The sequence below is a fragment of the Pseudomonas putida genome, assembly GCF_002025705.1.
Classification (GTDB): domain Bacteria; phylum Pseudomonadota; class Gammaproteobacteria; order Pseudomonadales; family Pseudomonadaceae; genus Aquipseudomonas; species Aquipseudomonas putida_J.
Genome location: NZ_CP018846.1, coordinates 2,989,161 through 3,012,475, shown reverse-complemented (window position 1 = coordinate 3,012,475; position 23,315 = coordinate 2,989,161). Strand labels below are relative to the sequence as shown.

Genomic DNA, 23,315 nt, shown 5'->3' with positions numbered 1-23,315 from the left:
GCGAGGCCGCTCCTACAGGGTAGCGTGCTGCCTTCCAAGGTGATCAGGGCCAACGCACCGTGCGCCGAGGCAAAGCACCTTACAGTCAGGTTGATATTTGCCAAAACAAGCCTGGCCTTGACGCAAATGGGTTGAAAGGCATCGCGGGCGGGGCGCTGGCCAGCAGAGTGGCGGGTTATGGCTATGCTTGTTTGCGCATGAACATGTCACCCACAACCCGGTCTTGATCACATGGAAGCAGGCCTATGAACCCTATTTGCACGCTCGCTCGCGCTGTTGCCCTCGCCACCTTGATGTCTGCTGCCACCTTCACGGTGCAGGCTGCCGAGATTCCGATTGGCAGCAAGGCATTTGAAAGCCACGTCAAAACCCAGGTCACCGCCATCGACCTGGCCAACCGCCAAGTCACGGTGAAGGGGCCGAACGACAAGGATGTGACCCTGCAACTGACGGAAAAGGCCAAGGCGCTGCCCAATCTGAAGGTCGGTGACAACGTTGATATCTACGTCACCCGGGCCATCGCCTATGTGCTCAACAGCGACGTGGGTGGCGCGCCGAAGGCCACCGAAGAATCCGGGGAAATCCGTGCCACCAAGGACAACCCCAACCCCGGTGGTGAAGCCTTCCGCCAGGTCCGGGTAACCTCGCAGATCAAGAAGATAGACTTGAAGAAGCATGAAGTCAGCCTGCTGCCGCCGGAAGGCAAGCTGCAGGTGGTCAAGGTCGAAGACCCTGACCTGCAAAAGCGGATGAAGAACCTCAAGGTCGGCCAGACCGTCGATGCGATCTATACCGAAGTGCTACGAGTCGATACCTGGCGCTGATATAGGCCAGCAGGGCTGGCCTCTTCGCGGCTAAAGCCGCTCCCACAAGTAAGCGACGATCCTTGTAGGAGCGGCTTTAGCCGCGAAAAGGCCGGAACAGATAACGCATCAGCATGCATGTAACGAATACCCTGCGTGCGCCTTTTCAATTTCCATAATCACTGTCGATTTACCATCATGGGCTCATCCTGTCTTCAGATGAGAGCATCCATGTCCTACAAGACCCTCCTGCTTGCATGCTTGCCCGTGGCGATGGCCCTGCTTGCGGGTTTCGTGTTGCCTTACCAGGCCGCCAGCAACGCCGCCGTCGGCCGTGCCCTGGGGCACTGGCTGTGGGGTGCCTTCACCTCGTTAACGGTCAGCTCGGTGGTGGTCATCACAGCGTTGCTGATCCTGCGCGTACCCATGCCAGACCTGAGCAAGGCGGTGCAGGGCCCGTGGTGGTTGTGGATCGGTGGCGTGCTGGGCGCCCTTTATGTGGCCGGCGCTGCTGCGTTGACCCCAAAGCTGGGCACGGCGGGCTTCCTGGTGCTGGTGGTGGCAGGGCAGATCCTGACCTCGGTGATCGTCGACCACTTCGGGCTGATGGGGGTTGCCAGCAAGCCGGTGAACATGGCCAGGGTTGCCGGCGTGCTGTTGATCCTTGGCGGCGTGTTGCTGGTCCAGGGCGGCTGGAGTTCAACCCCGGCGTCAGGCCGGGCTGTGTCGAGCGCTGATCAATGACCGGGCTGGCTGCAGGCCCGGACCGCTTCACGCAGCCAGCGGTGGCCGGGGTCGCTGTCCTTTCGTGCATGCCAGGCCTGCTGATAGGCCAGGGCGGGGATCGGCAGCGGCGGAGTGAACTGGCGCAATGATGGGTGCTGGCGCATCGAGCTTACCGCACGTTGGGCCACGGTGAGGATCAGGTCGGTACCGGCGAGCACGTCGACGGCAGCGCTCCAGTGCGGCAGCGCCAGGGCGATGTGGCGGCGTTGGCCTTGTGCGGCCAAGGCGCGCTCGATCTCGTCATGGGCATCCGGGTGCATGGCCATGAGCACATGCGGCCGCGCCAGCCAGTCATCCAGGCTGAGCCCACCCTTGGCCGGCAGCACCTGGCGATCGGCGACGCTGACGAAAGTGTCTTCGAACAGCGTCTGGACGGTGATGTCGGCTGGCAGTTCCGGGAAGATGCCCAGGGCCAGGTCGAGTTCGCCGTCAAGCAACTGGGCGAGCATGGTTTCGCGGCTGGCCTGGCTGATGGCCAGGTCGACGCCGGGGGCCACCTGGCGCAGGTGGCGGACCAGTGGCGGCAGGATGATGCGCGAGGAGTAGTCCGACAGCGACAGGCGGAAGCGGCGCCGGGCTTGGGCAGGCTCGAACTGTGGCGCGGCCAGCAAGCCGTTGAGGCTGCCAAGGGCGTCCTGCAGTGGTTTGGCGAGGGACTGGGCGCGGGCGGTGAGGGCCATCTGGCCGTGTTGGCGAATCAGCAACGGGTCGTCGAAGTGTGCCCGCAGTTGGGCCAGCGCGTGGCTGACCGCGGGCTGGCTGCGGTGCAGGCGCAGGGCGGCGCGGGTCACGTGCTTTTCGCTGAGCAGGGCGTGCAGGGTCAGCAGCAGGTTGAGGTCGATCTTGCGCAGTTCATCCATGGGGCGAATGCTTCGGCTGGCTTTGATAGAAGATTATCAGCCTAACAGATGCGGCTGCCTCTTCGCGGGCAAGCCCGCTCCCACAGGACTACCTCTGACTTCAAGGTCTATGCAGTATCAGTGGGAGCGGGCTTGCCCGCGGAGGCGCCAGTGCAGGCAACACAAAGCACTCGCAGGGTATACTCGCCGCCCGTTTCACTGTAATCCGAGTACTCCAATGGGTCTTTCCGCAACCGCCACACCCGAACCGCGCCGCCTCGGTGCGCCCTTGATCGCCCTGGCCCTGCTGCTGGCCGGCGCCTGGTTCCTCAATCTCAACGCCGGCTTCAAGCAGGTGCTGCTGCTGATGGTCGGCGCTGCCCTGGGCCTGACGCTTTATCACGCCGCTTTCGGCTTCACCTCGGCCTGGCGTGTATTCATCAACGAACGCCGTGGCGCCGGCCTGCGTGCGCAGATGGTCATGCTGACCCTGGCCGTGCTGTTGTTTTTCCCGGCACTGTCGGCCGGTAGCCTGTTCGGTACCCCGGTCAACGGCCTGGTTGCGCCGGCTGGCGTGTCGGTGGTGTTCGGTGCCTTCATCTTCGGCATCGGCATGCAACTGGGCGGCGGCTGTGCCTCGGGCACGCTGTTCACCGTGGGGGGCGGCAATGCGCGGATGCTGGTGACCTTGCTGTTCTTCATCATCGGCTCGGTCACGGCCACGCACCATGCTGACTGGTGGTTTGCGTTGCCGTCGTTCCCTGCCACTTCAATCGTGCAGGCCTGGGGTGTTGGGCCGGCGCTGGCAGTGAGCGTGGGTGTATTCGCGTTGATCGCCTGGGCGACCGTGGTTCTGGAAAAGCGCCGCCACGGTGCCCTGGAAGCCCCGTTGACCAGCGAGCACCAGGGCCTGCGCCGTTTCCTGCGTGGCCCGTGGCCGCTGCTGTGGGGCGCCATCGCCCTGGCTTTGCTGAACTACGCCACTCTGGCCCTGGCCGGGCGCCCTTGGGGTATCACCTCGGCCTTTGCGCTGTGGGGTGCCAAGACGCTGTCCAGCTTCGGTGTGGACGTCGGCAGCTGGGTGTTCTGGCAGGCTCCGGCCAATGCCAAGGCACTGGCTGCGCCGCTTTGGCAGGACATCACCACGGTGATGGATATCGGCATCGTCCTCGGCGCCCTGTTGGCGGCAGGCCTGGCTGGCCGCTTCGCGCCTAGCCTGAAGATCCCGCTGGCTTCGCTGATTGCCGCAGTGATCGGTGGCCTGTTGCTGGGCTACGGTTCGCGCCTGGCCTATGGCTGTAATATCGGCGCCTACTTCAGCGGTATCGCATCGGGTAGCGTGCACGGCTGGCTGTGGCTGGTCGCGGCTTACGCCGGCAACCTGATCGGTGTGCGCCTGCGCCCGCTGTTCTTCGCTGGCGAACGCCGCCCGGTGGCGCTCAACGGCTGCTGAAGTCACCCGATCAATTGACTGAAGAGGTTGGCATGGCGCAATACACCGCACACGTGGCCTGGGCTCGCGAAGGCCAGGACTTTCTCGGCAACCAATACAGCCGCCGGCACCTGTGGCGCTTCGACGGTGGCATCGAAGTGCCGGGGTCGTCATCGCCGCATGTGGTGCCACTGCCGATGTCTGATGCCAACGCTGTAGACCCTGAAGAGGTCTTCATCGCTGCGCTTTCCAGCTGCCACATGCTGTGGTTCCTGTCGCTGGCAGCCAAGCAGCGCTTTTGCGTCGAGCACTATGCCGACGACGCAGAGGGGGTGATGGCACGCAATGAGGCAGGGCGCATGGCCATGACCGTGGTTACCCTGCGCCCACGGGTCGAGTTCTCCGGCGAGCGCCAGCCTACGGCGGAGCAGCTTGAGCACCTTCACCACCTCGCCCACGAGGAATGCTTCATCGCCAATTCGGTCAAGACCGAGGTGCGTTGCGAGCCCGTTTACCTCAGCTGAAATCTTAAACAAGTTAGATCAGCTTTATGATCTAACTTGTTGATTTTAGTTAGTTATCGCTTTGCTACTGCGTGCTGTACGCACTGTTCGTAGTACGTTTGCTTGATCGCCGCTGGCTGCAACCTGGACCGGCTGTTATAGGTCTGTTCGGTGATGCCGAAGGCGGTCATGCGCATCCATGGCTTGGGGAAGCGGCGCACCTGTAGCTTCTTGCGCGTTGCGTACAGGGTGACCCCGGAAAGTTTGGCTTGCTGGGCTTCTGCGGCGATTTGCGAACCCCAGCCACAGACGTTGCGATCGTTCTGGTTCAGCGCCTTGGCCTGGGCACCGAAGGCGACAGTGGCCAGCAGGCAGCCGGCCATCGTTGCTAGAATTGTTCGCATGTTGCTGTCCTAAGCATCTGAAGATGAAAGGAGTTTGCCTTGGCTTCAGATGCCTGGGGGCCAGCATTTTCCCATCAGGTAGTGGCGATGCAGATGCGATTTGCCAGTGCGGGGCGCAGGCTGCTGAATGCCAAGCCGGCGACCCATACCACCGACACGCCGTAATTCAGCCTCTGGTACAGGCCGAACAGCTGGCCGCTTTGTGCGGCTTGGGCCATGAGCATGACGGTCACCAGCGCAGCAACCAGGCACACCAGCGAAAACCAGCCCAAGCCCGGCGAACCGGCCAGGCGCCTGCCGAGCCACACCCAAAGCGCGCTGGCTAGTGTCAACGAGAGGAACATCAGCAGCCCCGACAGGTTATGCAACTGTTGCGAAAGCGAAGGTTGGGCAGGCGTGCAGCCTTGGTCGCAGGGAAACCAGCCGGTACCCAGGCTGCCCACGCCATGCAGCAGTATCAATGCAGCACTCGCTATCGCCAGTTTTGAACCCTGCCAACGCCGCGCAAGGCCCCAGGCGAACAAGGCGAACAGCACCGCGAGCGGGAAGTTATTGAGCAGAGGCGACCAGTGCTGGGTGGGCGCACCGACCGCGCCAAGCTGGCTCATGGCCTGCTGGAGGTGGTCGTAGCCGGGGTAGGCGCGGGCGGTGAGCCAGACTCCCAACAACAGCCAGAACGGGATGAGCAGGCCGCAGGTGAGCAGGCAGCGGTCGAGAAGTTTCATCAGCGGGTTTCCTTCCGTGGAATGGCCGGTTCAAGCGTTTACAGTACCGCGATCGTTGCGGCCTGTCCCGGCCTCTTCGTGGGTAAACCCGCTCCCACAAGGTTTGCGCAATCGCTGTGGGAGCGGGTTTACCTGCGAACTGGCCAGGACAGACAATGAAAACGTTCAGCCAGCCGCCTTGTCCCGGCGCATCTGGGTTACCAGCGTGAAGCGATCATCCGGGTGCACGGTCTCGGAAACCGCCATCAGGTCGCCGTTTTCTTCGCGGTAATGGCGGATGATCTTCAGCCCCGGAGAGCCTGCCTCAGCCTTCAGTTCACGCGCCATCTCCGCCGTCAGCAACACCGCCCGAACCTGCTGGTCGACGACTGCGATCGCCCGGCCATAGTGCTGCTCGATCAACGCTGCGATCAGCTGATCGGGGTGCTCGCGGGCCAGTTCGATGACCTCGGCGTAGTCGCGCTGGGCGTAGACGTCGGTCCAGCACAGAGGCGCGGCATTGTGCTGGCGATCGACGCGGATGCTCGACACGCAAAAGTAATGCTCACCCGGCACCAGCCCCAGGCGCGCCGCTTCACTCAGGTCGGCGACGAAGTGGCGCACGCCCTGGATCTCCCGTTGCTGGGTTTCTGCCAGGTGCGCAAGGTCCGCCACCGTCGCCAGCGACTGTGAATAGCCGCCCCGCGGGCTGCTGGCCTCGACCCGGGTGCCGACCCGCTTGCGGCGTGACACCAGCCCCTGGTTGAGCAACTGGTTGATCGCCGCCCGCACCGTGTGCCGGCTCACCTCATACAGATCGCACAGTTCGAATTCGGTTGGCAGCAGGCTGCCCACCGGGTAACGGCCGCTGGCGATGCCCTCCATCAAGCCCTTGGCCACCACGGCGTATCGCGTTTCGTTCATGCCTTCGGTCAGTCCCGTCAAATGCACCGGTTGACAGTGTATCAGTGCTGGGGCAAGAATTATGTACGGACATAATAAATATGTACGCTCAATAACAACATTTCAGGATCCCTGCCCATGTCCACCACCGTTTTCGATTCCACCCTGTTTCGTGACATGTTCGGCACCGCCGAGATGCGCGCGGTGTTTTCTGACCAGGCGCTGATCGAGCGCTATATCGAAGTTGAAGTTGCCCTGGCCAAGGCCGAGGCGCGCTGCGGGGTGATCCCGACCGAAGCGGCCGCACAGATCGCCGAGCTGTCGCGGTACGCCTCGCTGGACCTGGCATTGATGCAGCACGAGACCGAGATCGTCGGCTACCCGATCCTGCCGTTGGTGGAACAACTGTCCAAGCTCTGTGGCGAGGCTGGCCGCTACGTGCACTGGGGGGCCACCACCCAGGACATCATGGATACCGCCGTGGTCCTGCAGGTGCGTGCCGCGCTGGCCATCGTCGAGCGTGATGTGCAGGCAGTGCGCGGCCTGCTGGCGGAGCTGGCGCAGCGTTACCGCGACACGCCGATGGCCGGCCGTACCCACCTGCAGCACGCACTGCCGATCACCTTCGGCTACAAGTGCGCGGTCTGGCTGAGCATGTTCGACCGCCACGCCGAGCGCCTGGTCGAGCTGCGCCCGCGGGTGGAAGTGGGGCAATTCGCCGGCGCCGCCGGTACCCTGGCCTCGTTGGGCGACAAGGGCCTGGAGGTGCAGGCCGCGCTGATGGACGAACTGGGCCTGGGCGTGCCGCAGGCGACCTGGCACGTGGCCCGTGACGGCCTGGCCGAAACCCTCAACTTCCTCGGCCTGGTCACCGCCTCGCTGGGCAAGGTGGCGCTGGACATCATGATGATGATGACCAGCGAGCTGGGCGAAGCCTATGAGCCGTTCGTCAAGGGCCGTGGCGCCAGCAGCACCATGCCGCAGAAGCGCAACCCGATTTCCTGCGAGCTGATGTATGCCGCCGCCAAGGGCGTGCGCCAGCAGGCCGGGTTGATGCTTGACGCGATGATCCAGGACTTCGAGCGTTCCACCGGCCCATGGCAGGCAGAGTGGATCGCCATCCCCGAAGCCTTCGCCCTGACCGCAGCCTCCCTGGGCCAGGCGCGCTTCATGCTGGCTGGCCTGGACGTGCGCACCGAGCGCATGCGCAAGAACCTCGACATGACCCAGGGCCTGATCGTCGCCGAGGCGGTGATGATGGGCCTGGCCCCGGCGCTTGGCCGCCAGGTCGCGCACGACGTGGTCTACGCCGCCTGCCGTATGGCCAACGACCAGGGCATCAGCCTGCTCGAGGCCCTGCAGGCCCAAGGCGAGGCCACTGCGCGCCTGGACCTGGCCACCCTTGAAGCCCTGTGCGACCCGACCAACTACTTGGGCATGGCGCCGCAGATGGTCGACTTGGCGGTGGCCCGCCCGGGTGCGGTCGCTCGCTGATTGCTACCGGGGCCCGTGCTGGCAGCGGGCCCCGTCGTTTTCTACAAGAACAATGAGAATACAGCCATGTCTTCCACGCTGAAAAAACCGCTGTACAAGGACCTGACCTTCCAGGTCGTCGCGGCGATGCTGCTGGGCATCGCCTTCGGTTTCATCGCCCCCGAGCTCGCTGCCAAGTTCAAGATCCTCGGGGATATTTTTCTCAAGCTGATCAAGACCGCCGTCGCACCGCTGGTGTTCTTCACCGTGGTCCATGGCATTGCGTCGGCCGGCGACATCAAGCGCGTCGGCAAGGTCGGCTGGCGTGCGCTGGTGTACTTCGAAGTGTTGTCGACCCTGGCCCTGGCCATCGGCCTGCTGTGGGGCAACCTGATCGGCATTGGCTCGGGCATGCACGGTGCCCACGCCAGCAGTGCCGCCTCGGCAGCCGCCACGGCGGCGGTCGCCAAGGGCCACGCGCCGACATCGACCATGGACTTCATCTACGCCATCTTCCCCGACAACTTCGTCGGTGCCTTCGCCGGTGGCCAGCTGCTGCAGGTGCTGGTGATCGCCGTTTTGTTCGGCTTCGCCTTGCTGGCCCTCAAGCATGAGCGCCGGCAAGTGATCGAGGACGGGCTGAACCGCGTCTCGGAATGCTTCTTCGAGTTCATCAACCTGATCATGAAGTTCGCCCCGCTGGGCGCTTTCGGCTCGGTAGCCTACGCCGTGGGCAGCAATGGCTCGGCGGTGCTGATGTCGCTGGCCAACCTGGTGCTGATGTTCTACGTGGCGGTGGTGTTTTTCCTGTTCGTGGTGCTGGGGGCTGTGTGCCGGCTGTCCGGCTTCAGCTTCTTGCGCTTCCTGGCGTACATCAAGGACGAGATTTTCATCGTGCTCGGCACCGCTTCATCGGAAAGCGCCTTGCCACGCCTGCTGCAGAAGCTCGAGCGGTTCGGCTGCTCGAAGCAGAGCGTGGGGCTGGTGCTGCCGACCGGCTATGCCTTCAACCTCGATGGCACGTCCCTGTACATGTCGCTGAGCGTACTGTTCATCGCCAATGCCTACGGTGTGCCGCTGGGCTGGGAGCAGCAACTGGGTATCCTGGCGATCATGCTGGTGACTTCCAAGGGCGCTGCGGCGGTGTCGGGTGGCAGTTTCGTGGTGTTTGCGGCCACGGTTACCGCCATCGGGGTATTGCCGGTCGAAGGCCTGGCACTGTTGTTTGGCGTGTACCGCTTCATGTCCATGGCCATGGCCGCGTGCAACACCATCGGCAACAGCGTGGCGACGGTGGTGGTCGCGAAGTGGGCGGGCGAGTTCACCGAGCAAAATGCTCGCGATGAATACGCACGCGTGCTGGGGCGTGCACCTGGCGCAGTGCTTTAATGAAATACCGCGTCGGGTATATGTGACCGTACAACTGCTTGCGCTATCATGACGGCTGTCTTTCAAGGTGAAATACAGGGCATGACAGAGCAGCAGGTACAGGCAAGGACCCGGCGCAAACCGCGTAGTCTGGCCCAGGAACTGGTCACGGTGCTGACCGAGCGCATTCGCAGTGGCCAGCTCAAGCGCGGCGACAAGCTGCCGACCGAATCGCAGATCATGGCCGAGGAGGGCGTGAGCCGCACCGTGGTGCGTGAGGCGATCTCCCGGCTGCAGGCGGCCGGGCAGGTCGAGACGCGCCATGGCATCGGCACCTTCGTGCTGGATGCCCCGGCGACCGGAGGCTTTCGCATCGACCCGGCGACCGTGGTGACTTTGCGCGAGGTGCTGGCGGTGCTGGAGCTGCGCATCGCCCTGGAAATCGAGTCGGCGGGCCTGGCGGCGCAACGGCGCAGCGACGAAGAGCTGGCCGGCATGCGCGCGGCACTGGACGAGCTCAACGAGGGTGCTGCGCACGCCACCGACGCGGTGTCGGCGGATTTCCAGTTCCACCTGCGCATTGCCCAGGCCAGCGGCAACCACTACTTCGCCGATATCATCAACCACCTGGGCACCAGCATCATTCCGCGTACCCGCCTGAATTCGGCGCGGTTGGCCCATGATGACCAGGCGCATTACATGAGCCGCCTGATGCACGAGCATGAAGCGATCTACGAAGCCATTGCCCGGCGCGACAGCGAAGGCGCGAAGATGGCCATGCGCATGCACCTGAGCAACAGCCGCGAGCGCTTGCGCCAGGCCCATGAAGAGGCCGAAGCGCAGGGGGTATGAGGCTGAGGGTGTTTGCCGTGATTGATGCGGCGGGGCATAAATCGAGCGCCGCCCGCGCGGCGCATCGCGGATAAATCCGCTCCTACATCTGTTGCAACGTGCCGAACCTGTTACGCCATTGTCGCCTGCCTTGGTGCATGTCTTGAGTCTTGCAAACCGGCTGACAAGGATGGCCTCACAGACATGGCCACGTTGCAACAAATGTAGGAGCGGATTTATCCGCGATGCGCCGCGCGGGCGGCGCTCGGTCTCACAGGCGACGCATGCCTCGAGACAGGCAAAGGCCCTGCAAGCAGGGCCTTTATCGTACTCAGACCGCGCCTTCGCTCCACTGCCCATTGACCAGGCGACGCAGCCCCAGCGGGTTGCCGTCACGCAGTGCCTCCGGCAGTAGCGCCTGCGGGTAGTTCTGGTAGCACACCGGGCGCAGGAAGCGGTCGATGGCCAGGGTGCCGACCGAGGTGCCGCGGGCATCGGAGGTGGCCGGGTAGGGCCCGCCGTGAACCATCGCGTCGCACACCTCCACCCCGGTCGGGTAGCCGTTGACCAGGATGCGGCCGACTTTCTCTTCCAGCAGCGGCACCAGCCAGGCGTAGGCCTCGAAGTCCTCCGGCTCGCCGATCAGCGTGGCGGTCAGCTGGCCACGCAGGCCAAGCAGGGCGTCACGCAGTTGCGCCTGGTCCTTGACCTCGACCGCCACGGTGGTCGGGCCGAACACTTCTTCCTGCAGCAGCGGGTCGGCCTCCACCAGCAGGCGGGCATCGGCCTTGAACAACTGGGCACGGGCCTGGCTGCCTTGCTGAGCCTGGCCGGCCAGGTGCTCGATACCCGCGTGGGCGTGCAGGTGCTCCAGGCCGCCGACATAGCTGCGCAGGCCACCAGCGTTGAGCATGGTTTGCCCGGCTTGCTGGTCCAGGTGCTGGCCGAGGTCGGCGAGCAGTTGGCTGTATTGTGCCGACTGTAGGCCGATGACCAGCCCTGGGTTGGTGCAGAATTGCCCGGCCCCCATGCACACGGAGCCGGCCAGCTCGCGGGCGATGGCCTCGCCGCGCTTGGCCAGGGCACCCGGCAGGATGATCACCGGGTTGATGCTGGACATCTCGGCGAATACCGGGATCGGCTGCGGGCGCTCGGCGGCCATGCGGCACAGGGCGTCACCGCCTTTGAGCGAACCGGTGAAGCCAACGGCCTGGATGGCCGGGTGCTTGACCAGCGGTTCGCCGACGCCAGCACCGAACACCATGTTGAACACGCCCTTGGGCATGCCGGTGCGTTCGGCGGCGCGCTGGATGGCGCAGCCCACCAGGTCGGCGGTGGCCATGTGGCCGCTGTGTGCCTTGAACACCACCGGGCAACCGGCGGCCAGGGCGGCGGCGGTGTCACCACCGGCGGTGGAGAAGGCCAGCGGGAAGTTGCTGGCACCGAACACGGCCACCGGGCCAACGCCGATGCGCATCTGGCGCAGGTCCACGCGCGGCAGCGGCTGGCGCTCGGGCAGGGCGAGGTCGATGCGCGCACCGAGGAAATCGCCACGGCGCAGCACCTGGGCGAACAGGCGCATCTGGCCGCTGGTGCGGCCGCGCTCGCCCTGAATACGGGCGGCAGGCAGGGCGGTCTCGCGGCAGACGATGGCGACAAAGGCGTCGTCCAGTTCGTCCAGTTCGGCAGCGATGGCGTCGAGGAACTCGGCGCGGCGGGCCGGCTTCAGATTGCGGAACTCGACAAATGCAGCGGCGGCAGCCTTGGCTGCCTGGTCCACTTCGCCTTCAGTGGCCTGGGCGAAGCTGTATGGCAGGGCCTCGCCGGTGGTGGCGTCCAGGCTCTGCAGGCGTTGCGGGCCAGCAGCGCTGCGCTGGCCGGCGATGAAGTTGTGGCCGAGGATCTCAGGCATGGGGTGCTCCTGTAGAAGTAGCTGAAGGAAGAAGACTATTCAGGCAGGCGTGACTGGCCCCTGTGGGAGCGGGTTTACCCGCAAACACCGGTGAAGCCGGTGCCATCCACCGAGTCGCCTGCTTCGCGGGTAAACCCGCTCCCACAGGGACCGCGACACATGGGGTAGCGAGCCAGCCCGACTCATCAGGTAATCGGTGCCGGGTTGAATAGGGTGATGTCGTTGTGCAGGCGGTGCTGTTCGGCCCAGGTCTGCTTGCGGCCACTGGCCACGTCCAGGTAGTACTGGAACAGCTCCCAGCCCAGCTCTTCGATGGTCGAGCGGCCGCTGGCGATGCGCCCGGCGTCAATGTCGATCAGGTCTGGCCAGCGTTGGGCCAGCTCGGTACGGGTGCAGACCTTGACCACCGGGGCCATGGCCAGGCCATACGGCGTGCCGCGGCCGGTGGTGAACACATGCAGGTTCATGCCGGCGGCCAGTTGCAGGGTGCCGCAGACGAAGTCGCTGGCTGGGGTTGCGCAGAAGATCAGGCCCTTGCGGTTGACCCGCTCGCCCGGGCCGAGTACGCCCTGGATGGCGCCGCTGCCGGATTTGACGATCGAGCCGAGGGACTTCTCGACAATGTTCGACAGGCCGCCTTTCTTGTTGCCCGGCGTGGTGTTGGCGCTGCGGTCTGCCGCGCCTTGCTGCAGGTAACGGTCGTACCAGTCCATTTCGCGCACCAAGGCATCGGCGACTTCCTGGTTCTCGGCGCGCGAGGTGAGCATGTAGATGGCGTCGCGCACTTCGGTCACCTCCGAGAACAGCACGGTGGCGCCGGCACGTACCAGCAGGTCGGCAGCAAAGCCCAGCGCCGGGTTGGCGGTGATGCCAGAGAACGCGTCACTGCCGCCGCACTGCATGCCGAGGATCAGTTCGCTGGCGGGCACTGTTTCGCGGCGGCGCTGGTCGAGCTTCTTCAGTCGGGTTTCGGCCAGGCCCATGATCTGCTCGATCATTTCGCCGAAGCCGAGGCTGGCGTCCTGCAGGCGATACAACCACGGTTCGCTGAGGTCCACCGACGGGTCGTTGTCGTGCATCACCTGGCCGGCCTGGAGCTTTTCGCAGCCCAGGCTGATCACCAGCGCTTCGCCGCCCAGGTTGGGGTTGCGCGCCAGGTTGCGCACGGTGCGGATCGGGATATAGGCGTCGCGGGCGTTGATCGCCACGCCACAGCCGTAGCTGTGGGTGAGGGCGACCACGTCATCGACGTTGGGGTATTTGGGCAGCAGTTCGCTGCGGATACGCTTGACCGCGTGCTCCAGCACGCCGGTCACGCATTGCACGGTGGTGGTGATGCCAAGGATGTTGCGGGTGCCGACAGTGCCGTCGGCGTTGCGGTAGCCTTCGAAAGTGAAGCCGTCCAGCGCTGGCAGGGCATCCGGTACTGCGTCGCAGCGCGGCAGGCTGTCCAGCTCCGGGGCGGCAGGCATGGCCAGCTGGCTTTCCTGCACCCAGCTGCCCTGGCGCAAGTCTTCCAGCGCATAACCGATGATCTGCCCGTAGCGGCGCACCGGCTCGCCCTTGGCGATCAGCACGGTGGCAACCTTGTGGCTCTGTGGCACGCCTTCGACCAGGGTCAGGCCATCGGCGAAGCGGGCGCCTTCGCCCAGGCCGCCGTCGTTGACCACCACCACGACGTTATCGTCGTCGTGCAGGCGGACGTAGCGGGGCGAGTCGGAATGTTCGATCAACTGCATGTTTGGGCCCTACTTGTCAGGTTCTCAGGCTTTTGTACATCCGCCCGCGCAGGCTGGCCGGCGCGGGCGTGTTCACTTCACTCAGTGCCGCGAGCTGGCCAGTTCGCCATTGGCGGCTGGCTCAGGCTGTGGCTTTGGGGCATCGTCGCGCAGTTCGATACGCTTGATCGGGCCGACGATCACCAGGTAGCTGAACACCGCTACCAGGGCGTTGGCGCCCACATACACCAGGGCCCACTTGAACGAGCCGGTGGCGCTGATGATGTAACCGATGACGATCGGCGTGGTGATCGACGCGATGTTGCCGAAGGTGTTGAACAGGCCCCCGGACAGCCCGGCGATCTGCTTGGGCGAGGTGTCTGCCACCACGGCCCAGCCTAGTGCACCGATGCCCTTGCCGAAGAACGCCAGGGTCATGAAACCGACCACCATCCACTCGGCGTCTACGTAGTTGCAGAACACCATGGTGGTCGACAGCAACAGGCCGCAGACGATCGGCAGCTTGCGCGAGAAGGTCAGCGAGTTGCCGCGGCGCAGCAGCCAGTCCGAGATCACCCCACCGAGTACGCCACCAATGAAGCCGCACACTGCTGGCAGCGAGGCGATGAAACCGGCCTTGAGGATGGTCATGCCACGTTCCTGCACCAGGTACACCGGGAACCAAGTGAGGAAGAAGTAGGTGATCGCGTTGATGCAGTACTGGCCCAGGTACACGCCCAGCAGCATGCGGCTGGTCAGCAGTTGCTTGATGTAGCCCCATTTCGGGCCGTCGTTGCCACGCTTCTGGTCCATGTCGACCAGGCCGCCGTTCTGCTCGATATGTTCGAGTTCACTTTTGCTGATGCGTGGGTGCTGGCGCGGGTTGTGGATGGTCTTCAGCCACACCATGGAGAACACGATGCCCAGCGCGCCCATGACCACGAACACGTGCTCCCAGCCGAAGCTGAACACGATCCAGCCCATGATCGGGGCGAACAGTGCGGTGGCGAAGTACTGCGCCGAGTTGAAGATCGCCGAAGCAGTACCGCGTTCCTGGGTCGGGAACCAGGCCGCGACGATACGGGCGTTGCCCGGGAACGACGGGGCTTCGGCGAAGCCGACGAGAAAGCGCAGGGTGAACAGTGTCACTACCGCCCAGGCCACCGGCAGGCCGCCGACAAAGCCCTGCAGCAGGGTGAACAGCGACCAGGTGAAGATACTGAAGGCGTAGACATTCTTCGAACCGAAGCGGTCCAGCAGCCAGCCACCGGGGATTTGCCCGGCCACGTAAGCCCATCCAAAGGCGGAGAAAATATAACCAAGGGTGACGGCGTCGATGCCGAGGTCTTTCTGCAGGCTGGAGCCTGCGATGGCGATGGTTGCTCGGTCTGCGTAGTTGATCGTGGTCACCAGAAACAGCATGAACAGGATCAGGTAGCGCACATGCGTCTTTTTAGTCGCTTGCATGCTGGTAATACTCCCACTAGTTATTTTTGTGCGGGCTCACGAGTTGTAGCCGGAGCGGGGCGGGCCCACTCCGGATGCGGCAATGGCAGGCCGCGGGGTGCGCTTATTGCGGACCCATCTTGTCCATCAGCGCTGCGAGCATTTCGTACTCTTCAGCGGTCAGGTCGGTCAGCGGGGTGCGCACCGGGCCTGCGTCGTAACCGGCGATCTTGGCACCGGCCTTGACGATGCTCACGGCGTAGCCGGCCTTGCGGTTGCGGATGTCCAGGTACGGCAGGAAGAAATCGTCGATCAGTTTGGCCACGGTGGCGTGATCGTCACGGGCGATGGCGTGGTAGAAGTCCATCGCGGTTTTCGGAATGAAGTTGAACACCGCCGACGAGTAGACCGGCACACCCAGTGCCTTGTAAGCCGCAGCATACACCTCGGCGGTCGGCAGGCCACCCAGGTAGCTGAAACGGTCACCCAGGCGGCGACGGATCGACACCATCAGCTCGATGTCACCCAGGCCGTCCTTGTAACCGATCAGGTTCGGGCAGCGCTCGGCCAGCTGCTCCAGCAGGTTGGCGTTCAGGCGGCAGACGTTGCGGTTGTACACCACCACACCGATGTTGACCGATTTGCACACCGCTTCGACGTGGGCGGCGACGCCGTCCTGGCTGGCTTCGGTGAGGTAGTGCGGCAGCAGCAACAGGCCCTTGGCCCCCAGGCGCTCGGCTTCTTGCGCGTATTCGATGGCCTGGCGGGTGGAACCACCGACGCCGGCGAGGATTGGCACCGACTTGGCGCAGGTGTCGACAGCGGTCTTGATCACCTGGCTGTACTCGCTGGCGGCCAGGGAGAAGAACTCACCGGTGCCGCCGGCGGCGAACAGGGCGCTGGCGCCGTACGGGGCCAGCCACTCCAGGCGCTTGATGTAGCCAGCCTGGTTGAAGTCGCCCTGGGCATTGAAGTCGGTGACCGGGAAAGACAGCAGGCCGTGGGAGAGGATGGATTTCAGTTCTTGTGGATTCATTGTTGTTGGCATCCTGTGGCGCTTGGGGTGAAGGTGTTGTTCTGCGTTGGAGGTAAGTTATCGTACAACTTGTACGATGACTAGTCCCCTTTGCAGAAAATTTTGCGGGGATGCCATGGGGTTCGGTTCGGAATGTGTGTGGGTGCGCCTATCGAGCGCCGCCCGCGCGGCGCATCGCGGATAAATCCGCTCCTACATCTGTTTCGGGCCAATCACTCCTGTGGGGGCACCGCTGTCTGCCCTGTTTGTAGGGCTTAAGACATGCGCCAAGGCAGGCGACCATGGCGTAACAGGTACGGCACGTTGCAACAAATGTAGGAGCGGATTCATCCGCGATGCGCCGCGCGGGCGGCGCTCGATCTCCCAGGCGCAGAAGATCCTACGACAACCACAAAGCAGTCATCGTATCTCTTATGAAGGGAAGGAAAAAAACGATCGCGGAGACAGGCACAAGCCCGCCGCCCGCTTCCACGGGAAGTGTTCTGGGACCAGCAGAGGGTGACCGGGGAAGCGGGGGCGACCTTGCGCCGCCCCGCGATCAAAGCTAACGAAGCTGAAACCGGCTATCAGGCGGCCTGTTGGCGCTTGATCTGGCTTTTGCGCACTTGTGCGCGGCAGGCATCGCCGAAGGCCTGGAAGATCTTGATCGAATCAGGGTTCTTCGCCGCTTGCCATTCCGGGTGCCACTGCACGGCAAACAGGAACGGCGAGATGCTCGGGGCGTGGATAGCCTCGACCAGGCCGTCTTCGGCGTGGGCGATCGGCTCGATGCCGGCGCCCAGTTTGCGCAGGCCCTGGCCGTGCAGCGAGTTCACGCGGATCTCGTCGGTGCCCAGGGTTTCACGCAGCCAGCTGCCCGGCTTGATCTTCACACCATGCACCTGGGCGTACTGCACATCGACCGGATCTTCCGGGTTTTCCCGGTGGTCGTTGAAGCCAGGTTCGGCGTAGACCTTCTGGTAGATGTCGCCACCCAGGGCAACGTTGATTTCCTGCATGCCACGGCAGATGCCGAAGATTGGCAGGCCGCGCTTGAGCGCTGCCTTGACCAGCGGGATGTCGAACAGGTCGCGGTTGACGTCCTGGCCTTTGCCCGGGGTCTGGTTTTCCTGGCCGTACAGGCTTGGCTCGATGTTGCTGCCAGCACCGGTCAGGTACACGCCGTCGGCCATGTCCAGATAGGTCTCGAGGTCTTCGATGCCACAGCAGGTGGGCACCAGTACCGGGACGCAATCGGCGAAGTCGACCAGCGGAGTGATGTATTTGTGGGTCATGACCTGATAGTCATGGCCTTTGCGCTCTTGGCTGCCCATGGTCATCAGGACGACGGGTTTGCGCAGGGAAGGTTGCTTGTTGCCAATGTTGCTGTTGGACATATGTCACCTTATGACAGGGCTCTGCCTGTCGTTGTTGTGCAGGTGCACGGCCCTTGGCCTAGATGTGCTACCTGAAGTCCCGAGCACTGCCGGCTCGTCAGTGGACGATTCCGGTCGGGGCTTGTAGATAGCTTGCCAGAGCCGTTCGATATGTCAAACGAGCAAAAAGCGGTTAAGGCGCCGAAATACGGGGGCTGAACCCTTGCGAGCCTGAGCCGGCAAGGGTTTGGCAGGGGGTAAGGTCAATTATATTTAACGACGCAGTTGGATCATTGCAGCGCTGCAATGATCGGCGGCTCAGTGCAGTATCTGCGCGAGGAAGGCCTTGGCCCGCGCGGTGCGCGGCTGGCTGAAGAATACCTCGGGCGGGCTATCCTCGATGATCTGCCCGCCCTCGAGGAACAACACCCGTTCCGCCACCTGGCGGGCAAAGCCCATTTCATGGGTGACGCAGAGCATGGTCATGCCGGTGCCGGCCAGCTGCACCAGCACGTCCAGCACCTCGGCAACCATCTCTGGGTCGAGTGCCGAGGTCGGCTCATCGAACAACATGATCCGCGGCTTCATGCACAGCGCCCGGGCAATCGCCACGCGTTGCTGCTGGCCGCCGGACAACTGGCTGGGGTACTTGTGCGCCTGGCTCTCGATGCCGACCTTGCTCAGGTACATGCGCGCCCGTTCCTCGGCGTCCTTGCGCGACAGGCCGCGTACGCTGGTGGGCGCCAGTAGGCAGTTGTCGAGCACGCTCATGTGCGGGAACAGGTTGAAGTGCTGGAACACCATGCCGATCTCGCTGCGTACCTGGGCCGCCTGGCGCGTGTTGGCCGCCAGGTCGGTGCCAGCGACCTGGATGCTGCCTTGCTGGGCGATCTCCAGGCGGTTGATGCAACGGATCAGCGTCGACTTGCCCGAGCCGGACGGGCCACACAACACAATGCGCTCGCCTTCGCGCACCTGCAGATCGATGTCGCGCAGCACATGGAAGGCGCCATAGTGCTTGTTCAGGCCCTCGATGCGGATCAGCTCCGGGCGTGGGTCGGGTTCGGGGGCAAGGCTGGCAACGCTCATGGGGGCGGTCATGTTGTTGTTCTCCCGCTGGGTGTCAGTCGAAACGTGCCGCGCTGTAGGGCGCAGGGTCGGTGAAGGGGTGTTCGCCGGTAAGCAGCTCGGCCACCAGGCGGCCGCTGACCGGGCCGAGGGTGAGGCCGTGGTGGGCGTGGCCGAAGTTGAACCACAGGCCTTTGTGCCGGGGCGCCGGGCCGATCACCGGGCGCATGTCGGGCAGGCACGGCCGGCGGCCGAGCCAAGGTTTGTCATCGAGGCGCTCGCCAAGGGCCGGGAACAGCTTGCGGGCCAGGGCCTCGCAACGCTTGAGCTGGATTTCGTTGCCCGGCGCGTCGCTGGCGGCAAACTCGATACCGGTGGTCAGGCGCACGCCGCGGGCCATGGGGGCCAGTACATAGCCGCCCTGGGTGTCGCAGATCGAATGCTGCAGCTGCGCGCCGTCGCGGGTGGCGTAGTGCATGTGGTAACCGCGCTTGATGCCCAGCGGAATCCGGTAGCCCAAGCGCTCGTAAAGCTCGCCCGACTGCGGGCCCAGGCAGGCCACCACCTCGTCGGCGGTAATCGGCCCGCGCTGGCTGTCGACCTGCCACTGGCTGCCCGCCTGGCGCAGGCTGCGCGCATCGCCATGCAGGAACTGCCCGCCACGCTGCACGAACAGGGCGGCATAGCCACGGGTAAGGGCGCCCGGGTTGTTGACGGTCTTCGGGTCGAGCCAGTGGATGCCGCCGACCACGGCACTGTCGAGCTGATGCTCGCGTGCCTGCAGTTGGCCGCGTTCGAGGATTTCGTATTGCAGGCCATAGCGGGCGAGGCCCTTGAGCTCGGCCTTGGCCTGTTCGAACAGCGCCGGGTCGCGATACACCTCGATCCAGCCCTTGGCCTGGATCAGCCCTTCAAGGCCGGCCGCCTGGATCAGCGCATCGTGTTCCTCGACGCTGCGTTGCACCAGCGGCAGCATGTCGGCCGCCGCCCCGGCCAGGCGCCCGGGCGCCGACTGTCGCCAATAGCGCAGCAGCCACGGTGCCGCCTTGGGCAGGTGCAGCAGGCTGTAGCGCACATCTGGCTGGCGGTTCAGGCCATAGCGCAGCAAGGCACCAAACTGCCGGGGGAAGGCATAGGGGATCACGCTTGAGCGCTCGATCAGCCCGGCGTTGCCATGGCTGGTGCCGCTACCAGGGTCGTCACGGTCGATCAGGATCACCTGGCGCCCGCGAGCCTGCAGGTGCAATGCGGTGCTGACGCCGACGATGCCGGCGCCAAGAACAAGGGTCTGGCAATGCATGGATGTATCCTTCGGTCAGTTCAGGTGGCGGCCCAGGCGGGCTTCCAGGTGTTTGAGCAAGCGCCGTACCAGTTCGACGATCAGCAGGTAGAGCACCGCGGCCCACAGGTAGATCTGGAAGTCGAAACTGCGCGAGAACGCCAGTTTGGTCACGCCCATCAGGTCATAGATGGTCACCAGGGACGCGATGGCGCTGGCCTTGATCATCAGGATCAGCTCGTTGCCCAGCGGGCCGATGGCCACCAGCAACGATTGCGGCAGGATCACCTTGAAGAAGGTGGTCGAGCGCTTCAGGTTCAGCGCGCGTGCCGCTTCGTACTGGCCCGGCGCGACGGCCATCAGGCTGCCGCGGAAGATCTCGGCCTGGTAGGCGGCGGTGTTCAGGGTGAACGCCAGCAAGGTGCAGAACCAGGCTTCCCGGAAGAACCACCAGAGGCCGACGTCCTGCCAGAAGCCCTTGAGCGAACCCAGGCCGTAATACAGCAGAAACAGCTGTGCCAGCAGTGGCGAGCCGCGGAAGAAGTAGATGTAGCCAGCCGCCATGCGCTGCAGCAGCTGATGGCGCGACAGGCGCGCCAGGGCCAGCAGCAGACCAAGCACGGCGCCCAGGCTGAAGGAGATCGCCACCAGCTTGGCAGTCACCAGCAGGCCATCGACGAAGCGCGGGCCGTAGCGGTCCAGCAGGTCCGGGTCGAGCACCAGGCCCAGCAGTTGTTCGGCACTCATGCGCGTGCTCCTTGCAGGTGGCGGTTGCTACGGCGCTCGATATAGGCGAACACCCGTCCCGAGGCAGCCGAAAACAGCAGGTAACCGAGGCAGGCGACGCCATAGAAGAACATCGGCTCCTTGGTCACGCTGACCGCCAGGTTGGTCTGGCGCATCAGGTCGACCAGCGAGATGGTCGACACCAGCGAGGTGTCCTTGAGCAGTGACAGCCAGTTGTTCGACAGCCCTGGCAGGGCGATGCGGGTCAGTTGCGGCAGCACCACCTTGAAGAACCCGGTGCGCTTGCTCAGGCCCAGGGCCGAGCAGGCCTCCAGTTGCCCTTTGGGCAGGGTCTTGAACGCTGCCAGCCAGATTTCGCTGGAGAACGCCGCGAAGACCAGGCTGAAGGCGATCATCGCGGCCAGGAAGGTATTGATCAGGAATTCGCCTTCATAACCCATCGCCGCCAGCAGCTTCTGCGCGGCGATCTGGCAGCCGTAATAGATGATCAGCAAGGTCAGCAGCTCGGGCAGGCCGCGGAACACGGTGGAGAACGTGGTAGCCCAGGCGCGTGGCAAGCGCTTGCGCGAGCGTGCCGCCAGGGCGACCGCCAGGCCCAGTGGCAGGCCGATGGGCAGGCAGGCCAGGGCCAGGGAAACGGTAACCAGCGCGCCGGCCAGCAACGCCTGGCCCCAGCCTCCGCTGGCGAAGGACAGCAAGGACAATTGATCGAGCATGACGAACCCCTTGTCGGGTAATGCGGTCTCTGAGAGTGCTTTGTGTGTGCTTTGTGTGCTTTGTGTGGGAGCGGCCTTGCGTCGCGAATGGGCCGCAACGCGGCCCCGGCTATCTGTGCTGCTGCGTAAATCCTGGGGCCGCTACGCAGCCCTTTCGCGACGCAAGGCCGCTCCCACAGGCCGCTCCCACAGGCCGCTCCCACAGGCCGCTCCCACAGGCCGCTCCCACAGGCCGCTCCCACAGGCCGCTCCCACAAACCGCTCCCACAGGCGCTCCTGCAAAAATTGCGCAGTTTTCCGAAGATCAGTTGTAGATATCGAAGGCAAAGTACTTGCTGGCGATCTTCTGGTAGGTGCCGTTGGCGACGATCGCGGCCAGTGCGGTGTTCAGCCGCTGGCGCAGGGCGTCGTCGTCCTTGCGCACGGCAATGGCGGCGTCGGCCTTGGTGTCGGCTACATCGCCGAGGATCTTGCAGCAGTCACCGCCGTTCTTGTTCATCCACTCGTGCAGCGGGAACTTGTCGGCGATCACCCCGTCCAGGCGGCCGGCGGCGAGGTCGGCGTTGGCCTCGTCCATGGTCGGATACAGCTTCACGTCGGCGCCGGCCTTGGCGTACACGTCTTCGGCATAGATGGCCTGGGTCGAGGACGACTGGGCGCCAACGGTATAGCCGTCGAAGCGGGTCTGGGCGTCGCTGATCTTGCTGTCCTTGGCCACGGCGACGGTCAGCGGAGTGCGGTAGTAGTGATCGGTGAAGGCGATCTTCTTGCGCCGCTCCTCGGTGTCGATCATCGACGCCACCACGGCATCGTACTTGCGCGCCATCAGCGCCGGGATGATGCCTTCCCAGTCCTGGGCGACCAGGGTGCATTCGACCTTCATCTGTTCGCACAGGGCATGGGTGATATCGATGTCGAAGCCGTGCAGCTGGTTATCGGCATCGACATAGTTGAAGGGCGGGTAGGCACCTTCGGTGGCGAAGCGCAGGGTTTCGGCACTGGCATTGCCTGCCAGCAGCAAAGCGCACGCACCCAGCATGGCCATGGTCTTGTTCATCTCGCACCTCTTGCACTCTTGCTATTGTTGTTTGCCCGCGGGCCACGAGGTGTAGCCGACGAACTCGTTATGTAGAGCGGCAGTCGCTTCCAAGCGTTTTTCAACATCAGGCCCGAGCTTCTTGCAGACCTCGTTGACCATCAGGTGCACCCACGACAGCATGGTCGCGGTGGATTCCCAGAACAGATTGAATTCGGTGGGGATGCGGAACACTTCGTCGGCATGGGCATCGGCCCAGTCGCAGAAGGTGTCGGTCACCAGCGTGACCGGGATGCCGGCGGCACGTGCCTTCTGGCACAGCTGCAGGGCATGGCGTGAATAGCGGCGGGCTTCGAACACCACCAGGGTGGTGTCCTCGCTGCGGCCGAGCAGCACGTCGCCGAAGTGCCCGGCGCTGCCATCGACCAGTTGCACGCCCTCGCGCAGGTATTGCAGCAGGTGGCTCATGCACATGGCGATGCCGCGCTCGGTCTGGAAGCCGGCGATGCACACCCGCGGCTTTTCCGCCAGGCGCTTTGCCACGGCGTGCCAGGCGCCGCTCTGGCGGTATTCGTGGACACGCACCAGGGCTGCCATTTCCAGCTCCAGGCTGCCGGCGTTGTCGCTGACGTCCTCGTTCTGGCGATATTCTTGCAGGCGATCACCCATCAGCCATGGCCCGTCGCCCAGGTCACTCTGCAGGTCTTGCTTGAGCGCCTTGAGATGGGCATAACCGAGGGAGCGGCAGAAGCGACCGACGCTGGACTCGCTGACACCCAGCTTGGCAGCAATGCTGGCCGAGGTCTGGAACGGCAGTTCGTGCAGGTTGGCGAGCATGTAGCTGGCGATCTTGCGGCCTGAGGCGGCGGCCCCTTGCAGGCTGTTTTCCAGGCGTTGCTTGATCGGTTGACTCATGCAGGCTGCTCCCTCTGTGCCTCCGGGGGGAGGCGTGGAGT

The 23,315-nt window shown here is 64.2% G+C and carries 22 protein-coding genes; 7 read left to right on the top strand and 15 right to left on the bottom strand.

What is annotated here, in order from left to right; translation table 11 throughout:
* The first annotated feature begins 245 nt into the window (after positions 1-245).
* Entirely contained in the window at positions 246-824 is a 579-nt protein-coding gene (locus BUQ73_RS13500; protein ID WP_027918906.1) for a hypothetical protein, read from the top strand.
* Between the two features lie 210 nt (positions 825-1,034).
* Positions 1,035-1,547, top strand: a complete 513-nt coding sequence (locus BUQ73_RS13495; RefSeq protein WP_079228379.1) for a DMT family transporter — start codon at positions 1,035-1,037, stop codon at positions 1,545-1,547.
* On the opposite strand, the gene BUQ73_RS13490 is transcribed toward BUQ73_RS13495, so the two are convergent.
* Positions 1,541-2,449: a LysR family transcriptional regulator gene (locus BUQ73_RS13490; protein ID WP_079228378.1), complete on the bottom strand. Its 909-nt coding sequence runs from the start codon at positions 2,447-2,449 to the stop codon at positions 1,541-1,543. The genes BUQ73_RS13495 and BUQ73_RS13490 overlap by 7 nt on opposite strands.
* A 217-nt stretch (positions 2,450-2,666) precedes the next feature.
* On the opposite strand from BUQ73_RS13490, the gene BUQ73_RS13485 reads away from it, so the two are divergent.
* Positions 2,667-3,881, top strand: coding sequence for a YeeE/YedE family protein (locus tag BUQ73_RS13485; RefSeq protein ID WP_079228377.1), 1,215 nt, complete (start codon positions 2,667-2,669; stop codon positions 3,879-3,881).
* A gap of 32 nt (positions 3,882-3,913) precedes the next feature.
* On the top strand, positions 3,914-4,384 hold the full coding sequence (locus BUQ73_RS13480; protein WP_079228376.1) for an OsmC family protein: 471 nt from the start codon (positions 3,914-3,916) through the stop codon (positions 4,382-4,384).
* A gap of 53 nt (positions 4,385-4,437) precedes the next feature.
* Here the strand turns inward: BUQ73_RS13480 and BUQ73_RS13475 are convergent, their stop codons facing one another.
* From BUQ73_RS13475 to BUQ73_RS13465, 3 genes are all read right to left on the bottom strand, one after another.
* Complete coding sequence (locus BUQ73_RS13475; RefSeq protein WP_027918911.1) at positions 4,438-4,767, bottom strand: hypothetical protein; 330 nt, start codon at positions 4,765-4,767, stop codon at positions 4,438-4,440.
* A 74-nt stretch (positions 4,768-4,841) separates the two neighbouring features.
* Complete coding sequence (locus BUQ73_RS13470) at positions 4,842-5,492, bottom strand: DUF998 domain-containing protein (protein ID WP_079228375.1); 651 nt, start codon at positions 5,490-5,492, stop codon at positions 4,842-4,844.
* Between the two features lie 165 nt (positions 5,493-5,657).
* On the bottom strand, positions 5,658-6,395 hold the full coding sequence (locus BUQ73_RS13465; RefSeq protein WP_079228374.1) for a GntR family transcriptional regulator: 738 nt from the start codon (positions 6,393-6,395) through the stop codon (positions 5,658-5,660).
* 117 nt (positions 6,396-6,512) lie between these two features.
* On the opposite strand from BUQ73_RS13465, the gene BUQ73_RS13460 reads away from it, so the two are divergent.
* From BUQ73_RS13460 to BUQ73_RS13450, 3 genes are all read left to right on the top strand, one after another.
* Positions 6,513-7,868 carry a class-II fumarase/aspartase family protein gene (locus BUQ73_RS13460; RefSeq protein ID WP_079228373.1) on the top strand — a complete coding sequence of 452 codons (1,356 nt, stop codon included), beginning with the start codon at positions 6,513-6,515 and terminating at the stop codon, positions 7,866-7,868.
* Between the two features lie 66 nt (positions 7,869-7,934).
* Positions 7,935-9,236 carry a cation:dicarboxylate symporter family transporter gene (locus BUQ73_RS13455; protein WP_079228372.1) on the top strand — a complete coding sequence of 434 codons (1,302 nt, stop codon included), beginning with the start codon at positions 7,935-7,937 and terminating at the stop codon, positions 9,234-9,236.
* A gap of 81 nt (positions 9,237-9,317) precedes the next feature.
* A complete protein-coding gene (locus BUQ73_RS13450) occupies positions 9,318-10,067 on the top strand; it encodes a FadR/GntR family transcriptional regulator (protein ID WP_027919053.1) in 750 nt (249 codons plus the stop codon).
* Positions 10,068-10,377: 310 nt separating this feature from the next.
* Here BUQ73_RS13450 and BUQ73_RS13445 read toward each other — a convergent pair whose 3' ends face one another.
* The 11 genes from BUQ73_RS13445 to BUQ73_RS13390 form a co-directional block, all read right to left on the bottom strand.
* Positions 10,378-11,958 carry an aldehyde dehydrogenase (NADP(+)) gene (locus BUQ73_RS13445; RefSeq protein WP_079228371.1) on the bottom strand — a complete coding sequence of 527 codons (1,581 nt, stop codon included), beginning with the start codon at positions 11,956-11,958 and terminating at the stop codon, positions 10,378-10,380.
* Between the two features lie 185 nt (positions 11,959-12,143).
* A complete protein-coding gene (gene garD / locus BUQ73_RS13435; protein WP_079228369.1) occupies positions 12,144-13,697 on the bottom strand; it encodes a galactarate dehydratase in 1,554 nt (517 codons plus the stop codon).
* A gap of 81 nt (positions 13,698-13,778) precedes the next feature.
* On the bottom strand, positions 13,779-15,143 hold the full coding sequence (locus tag BUQ73_RS13430; protein WP_079228368.1) for an MFS transporter: 1,365 nt from the start codon (positions 15,141-15,143) through the stop codon (positions 13,779-13,781).
* A 103-nt stretch (positions 15,144-15,246) separates the two neighbouring features.
* Positions 15,247-16,158, bottom strand: a complete 912-nt coding sequence (kdgD, locus tag BUQ73_RS13425) for a 5-dehydro-4-deoxyglucarate dehydratase (protein WP_060485116.1) — start codon at positions 16,156-16,158, stop codon at positions 15,247-15,249.
* 566 nt (positions 16,159-16,724) lie between these two features.
* A complete protein-coding gene (locus BUQ73_RS13420; RefSeq protein WP_079228367.1) occupies positions 16,725-17,534 on the bottom strand; it encodes a gamma-glutamyl-gamma-aminobutyrate hydrolase family protein in 810 nt (269 codons plus the stop codon).
* Positions 17,535-17,831: 297 nt separating this feature from the next.
* Entirely contained in the window at positions 17,832-18,614 is a 783-nt protein-coding gene (locus BUQ73_RS13415) for an amino acid ABC transporter ATP-binding protein (protein WP_079228366.1), read from the bottom strand.
* Between the two features lie 22 nt (positions 18,615-18,636).
* Positions 18,637-19,881: an NAD(P)/FAD-dependent oxidoreductase gene (locus BUQ73_RS13410; protein ID WP_079228365.1), complete on the bottom strand. Its 1,245-nt coding sequence runs from the start codon at positions 19,879-19,881 to the stop codon at positions 18,637-18,639.
* A gap of 15 nt (positions 19,882-19,896) precedes the next feature.
* The gene (locus BUQ73_RS13405) at positions 19,897-20,607 is read right to left on the bottom strand and encodes an ABC transporter permease (RefSeq protein ID WP_079228364.1); all 711 of its coding nucleotides are present in this window, start codon (positions 20,605-20,607) and stop codon (positions 19,897-19,899) included.
* Positions 20,604-21,323, bottom strand: a complete 720-nt coding sequence (locus tag BUQ73_RS13400; RefSeq protein WP_060485113.1) for an ABC transporter permease — start codon at positions 21,321-21,323, stop codon at positions 20,604-20,606. The genes BUQ73_RS13405 and BUQ73_RS13400 overlap by 4 nt, the downstream gene beginning before the upstream one ends.
* Positions 21,324-21,627: 304 nt before the next feature.
* Positions 21,628-22,380 (bottom strand): transporter substrate-binding domain-containing protein, encoded by a 753-nt coding sequence (locus BUQ73_RS13395; protein ID WP_079228363.1) that lies wholly within the window; start codon positions 22,378-22,380, stop codon positions 21,628-21,630.
* A 21-nt stretch (positions 22,381-22,401) separates the two neighbouring features.
* Positions 22,402-23,274, bottom strand: coding sequence for a MurR/RpiR family transcriptional regulator (locus BUQ73_RS13390; RefSeq protein ID WP_079228362.1), 873 nt, complete (start codon positions 23,272-23,274; stop codon positions 22,402-22,404).
* Positions 23,275-23,315 lie beyond the last annotated feature (41 nt).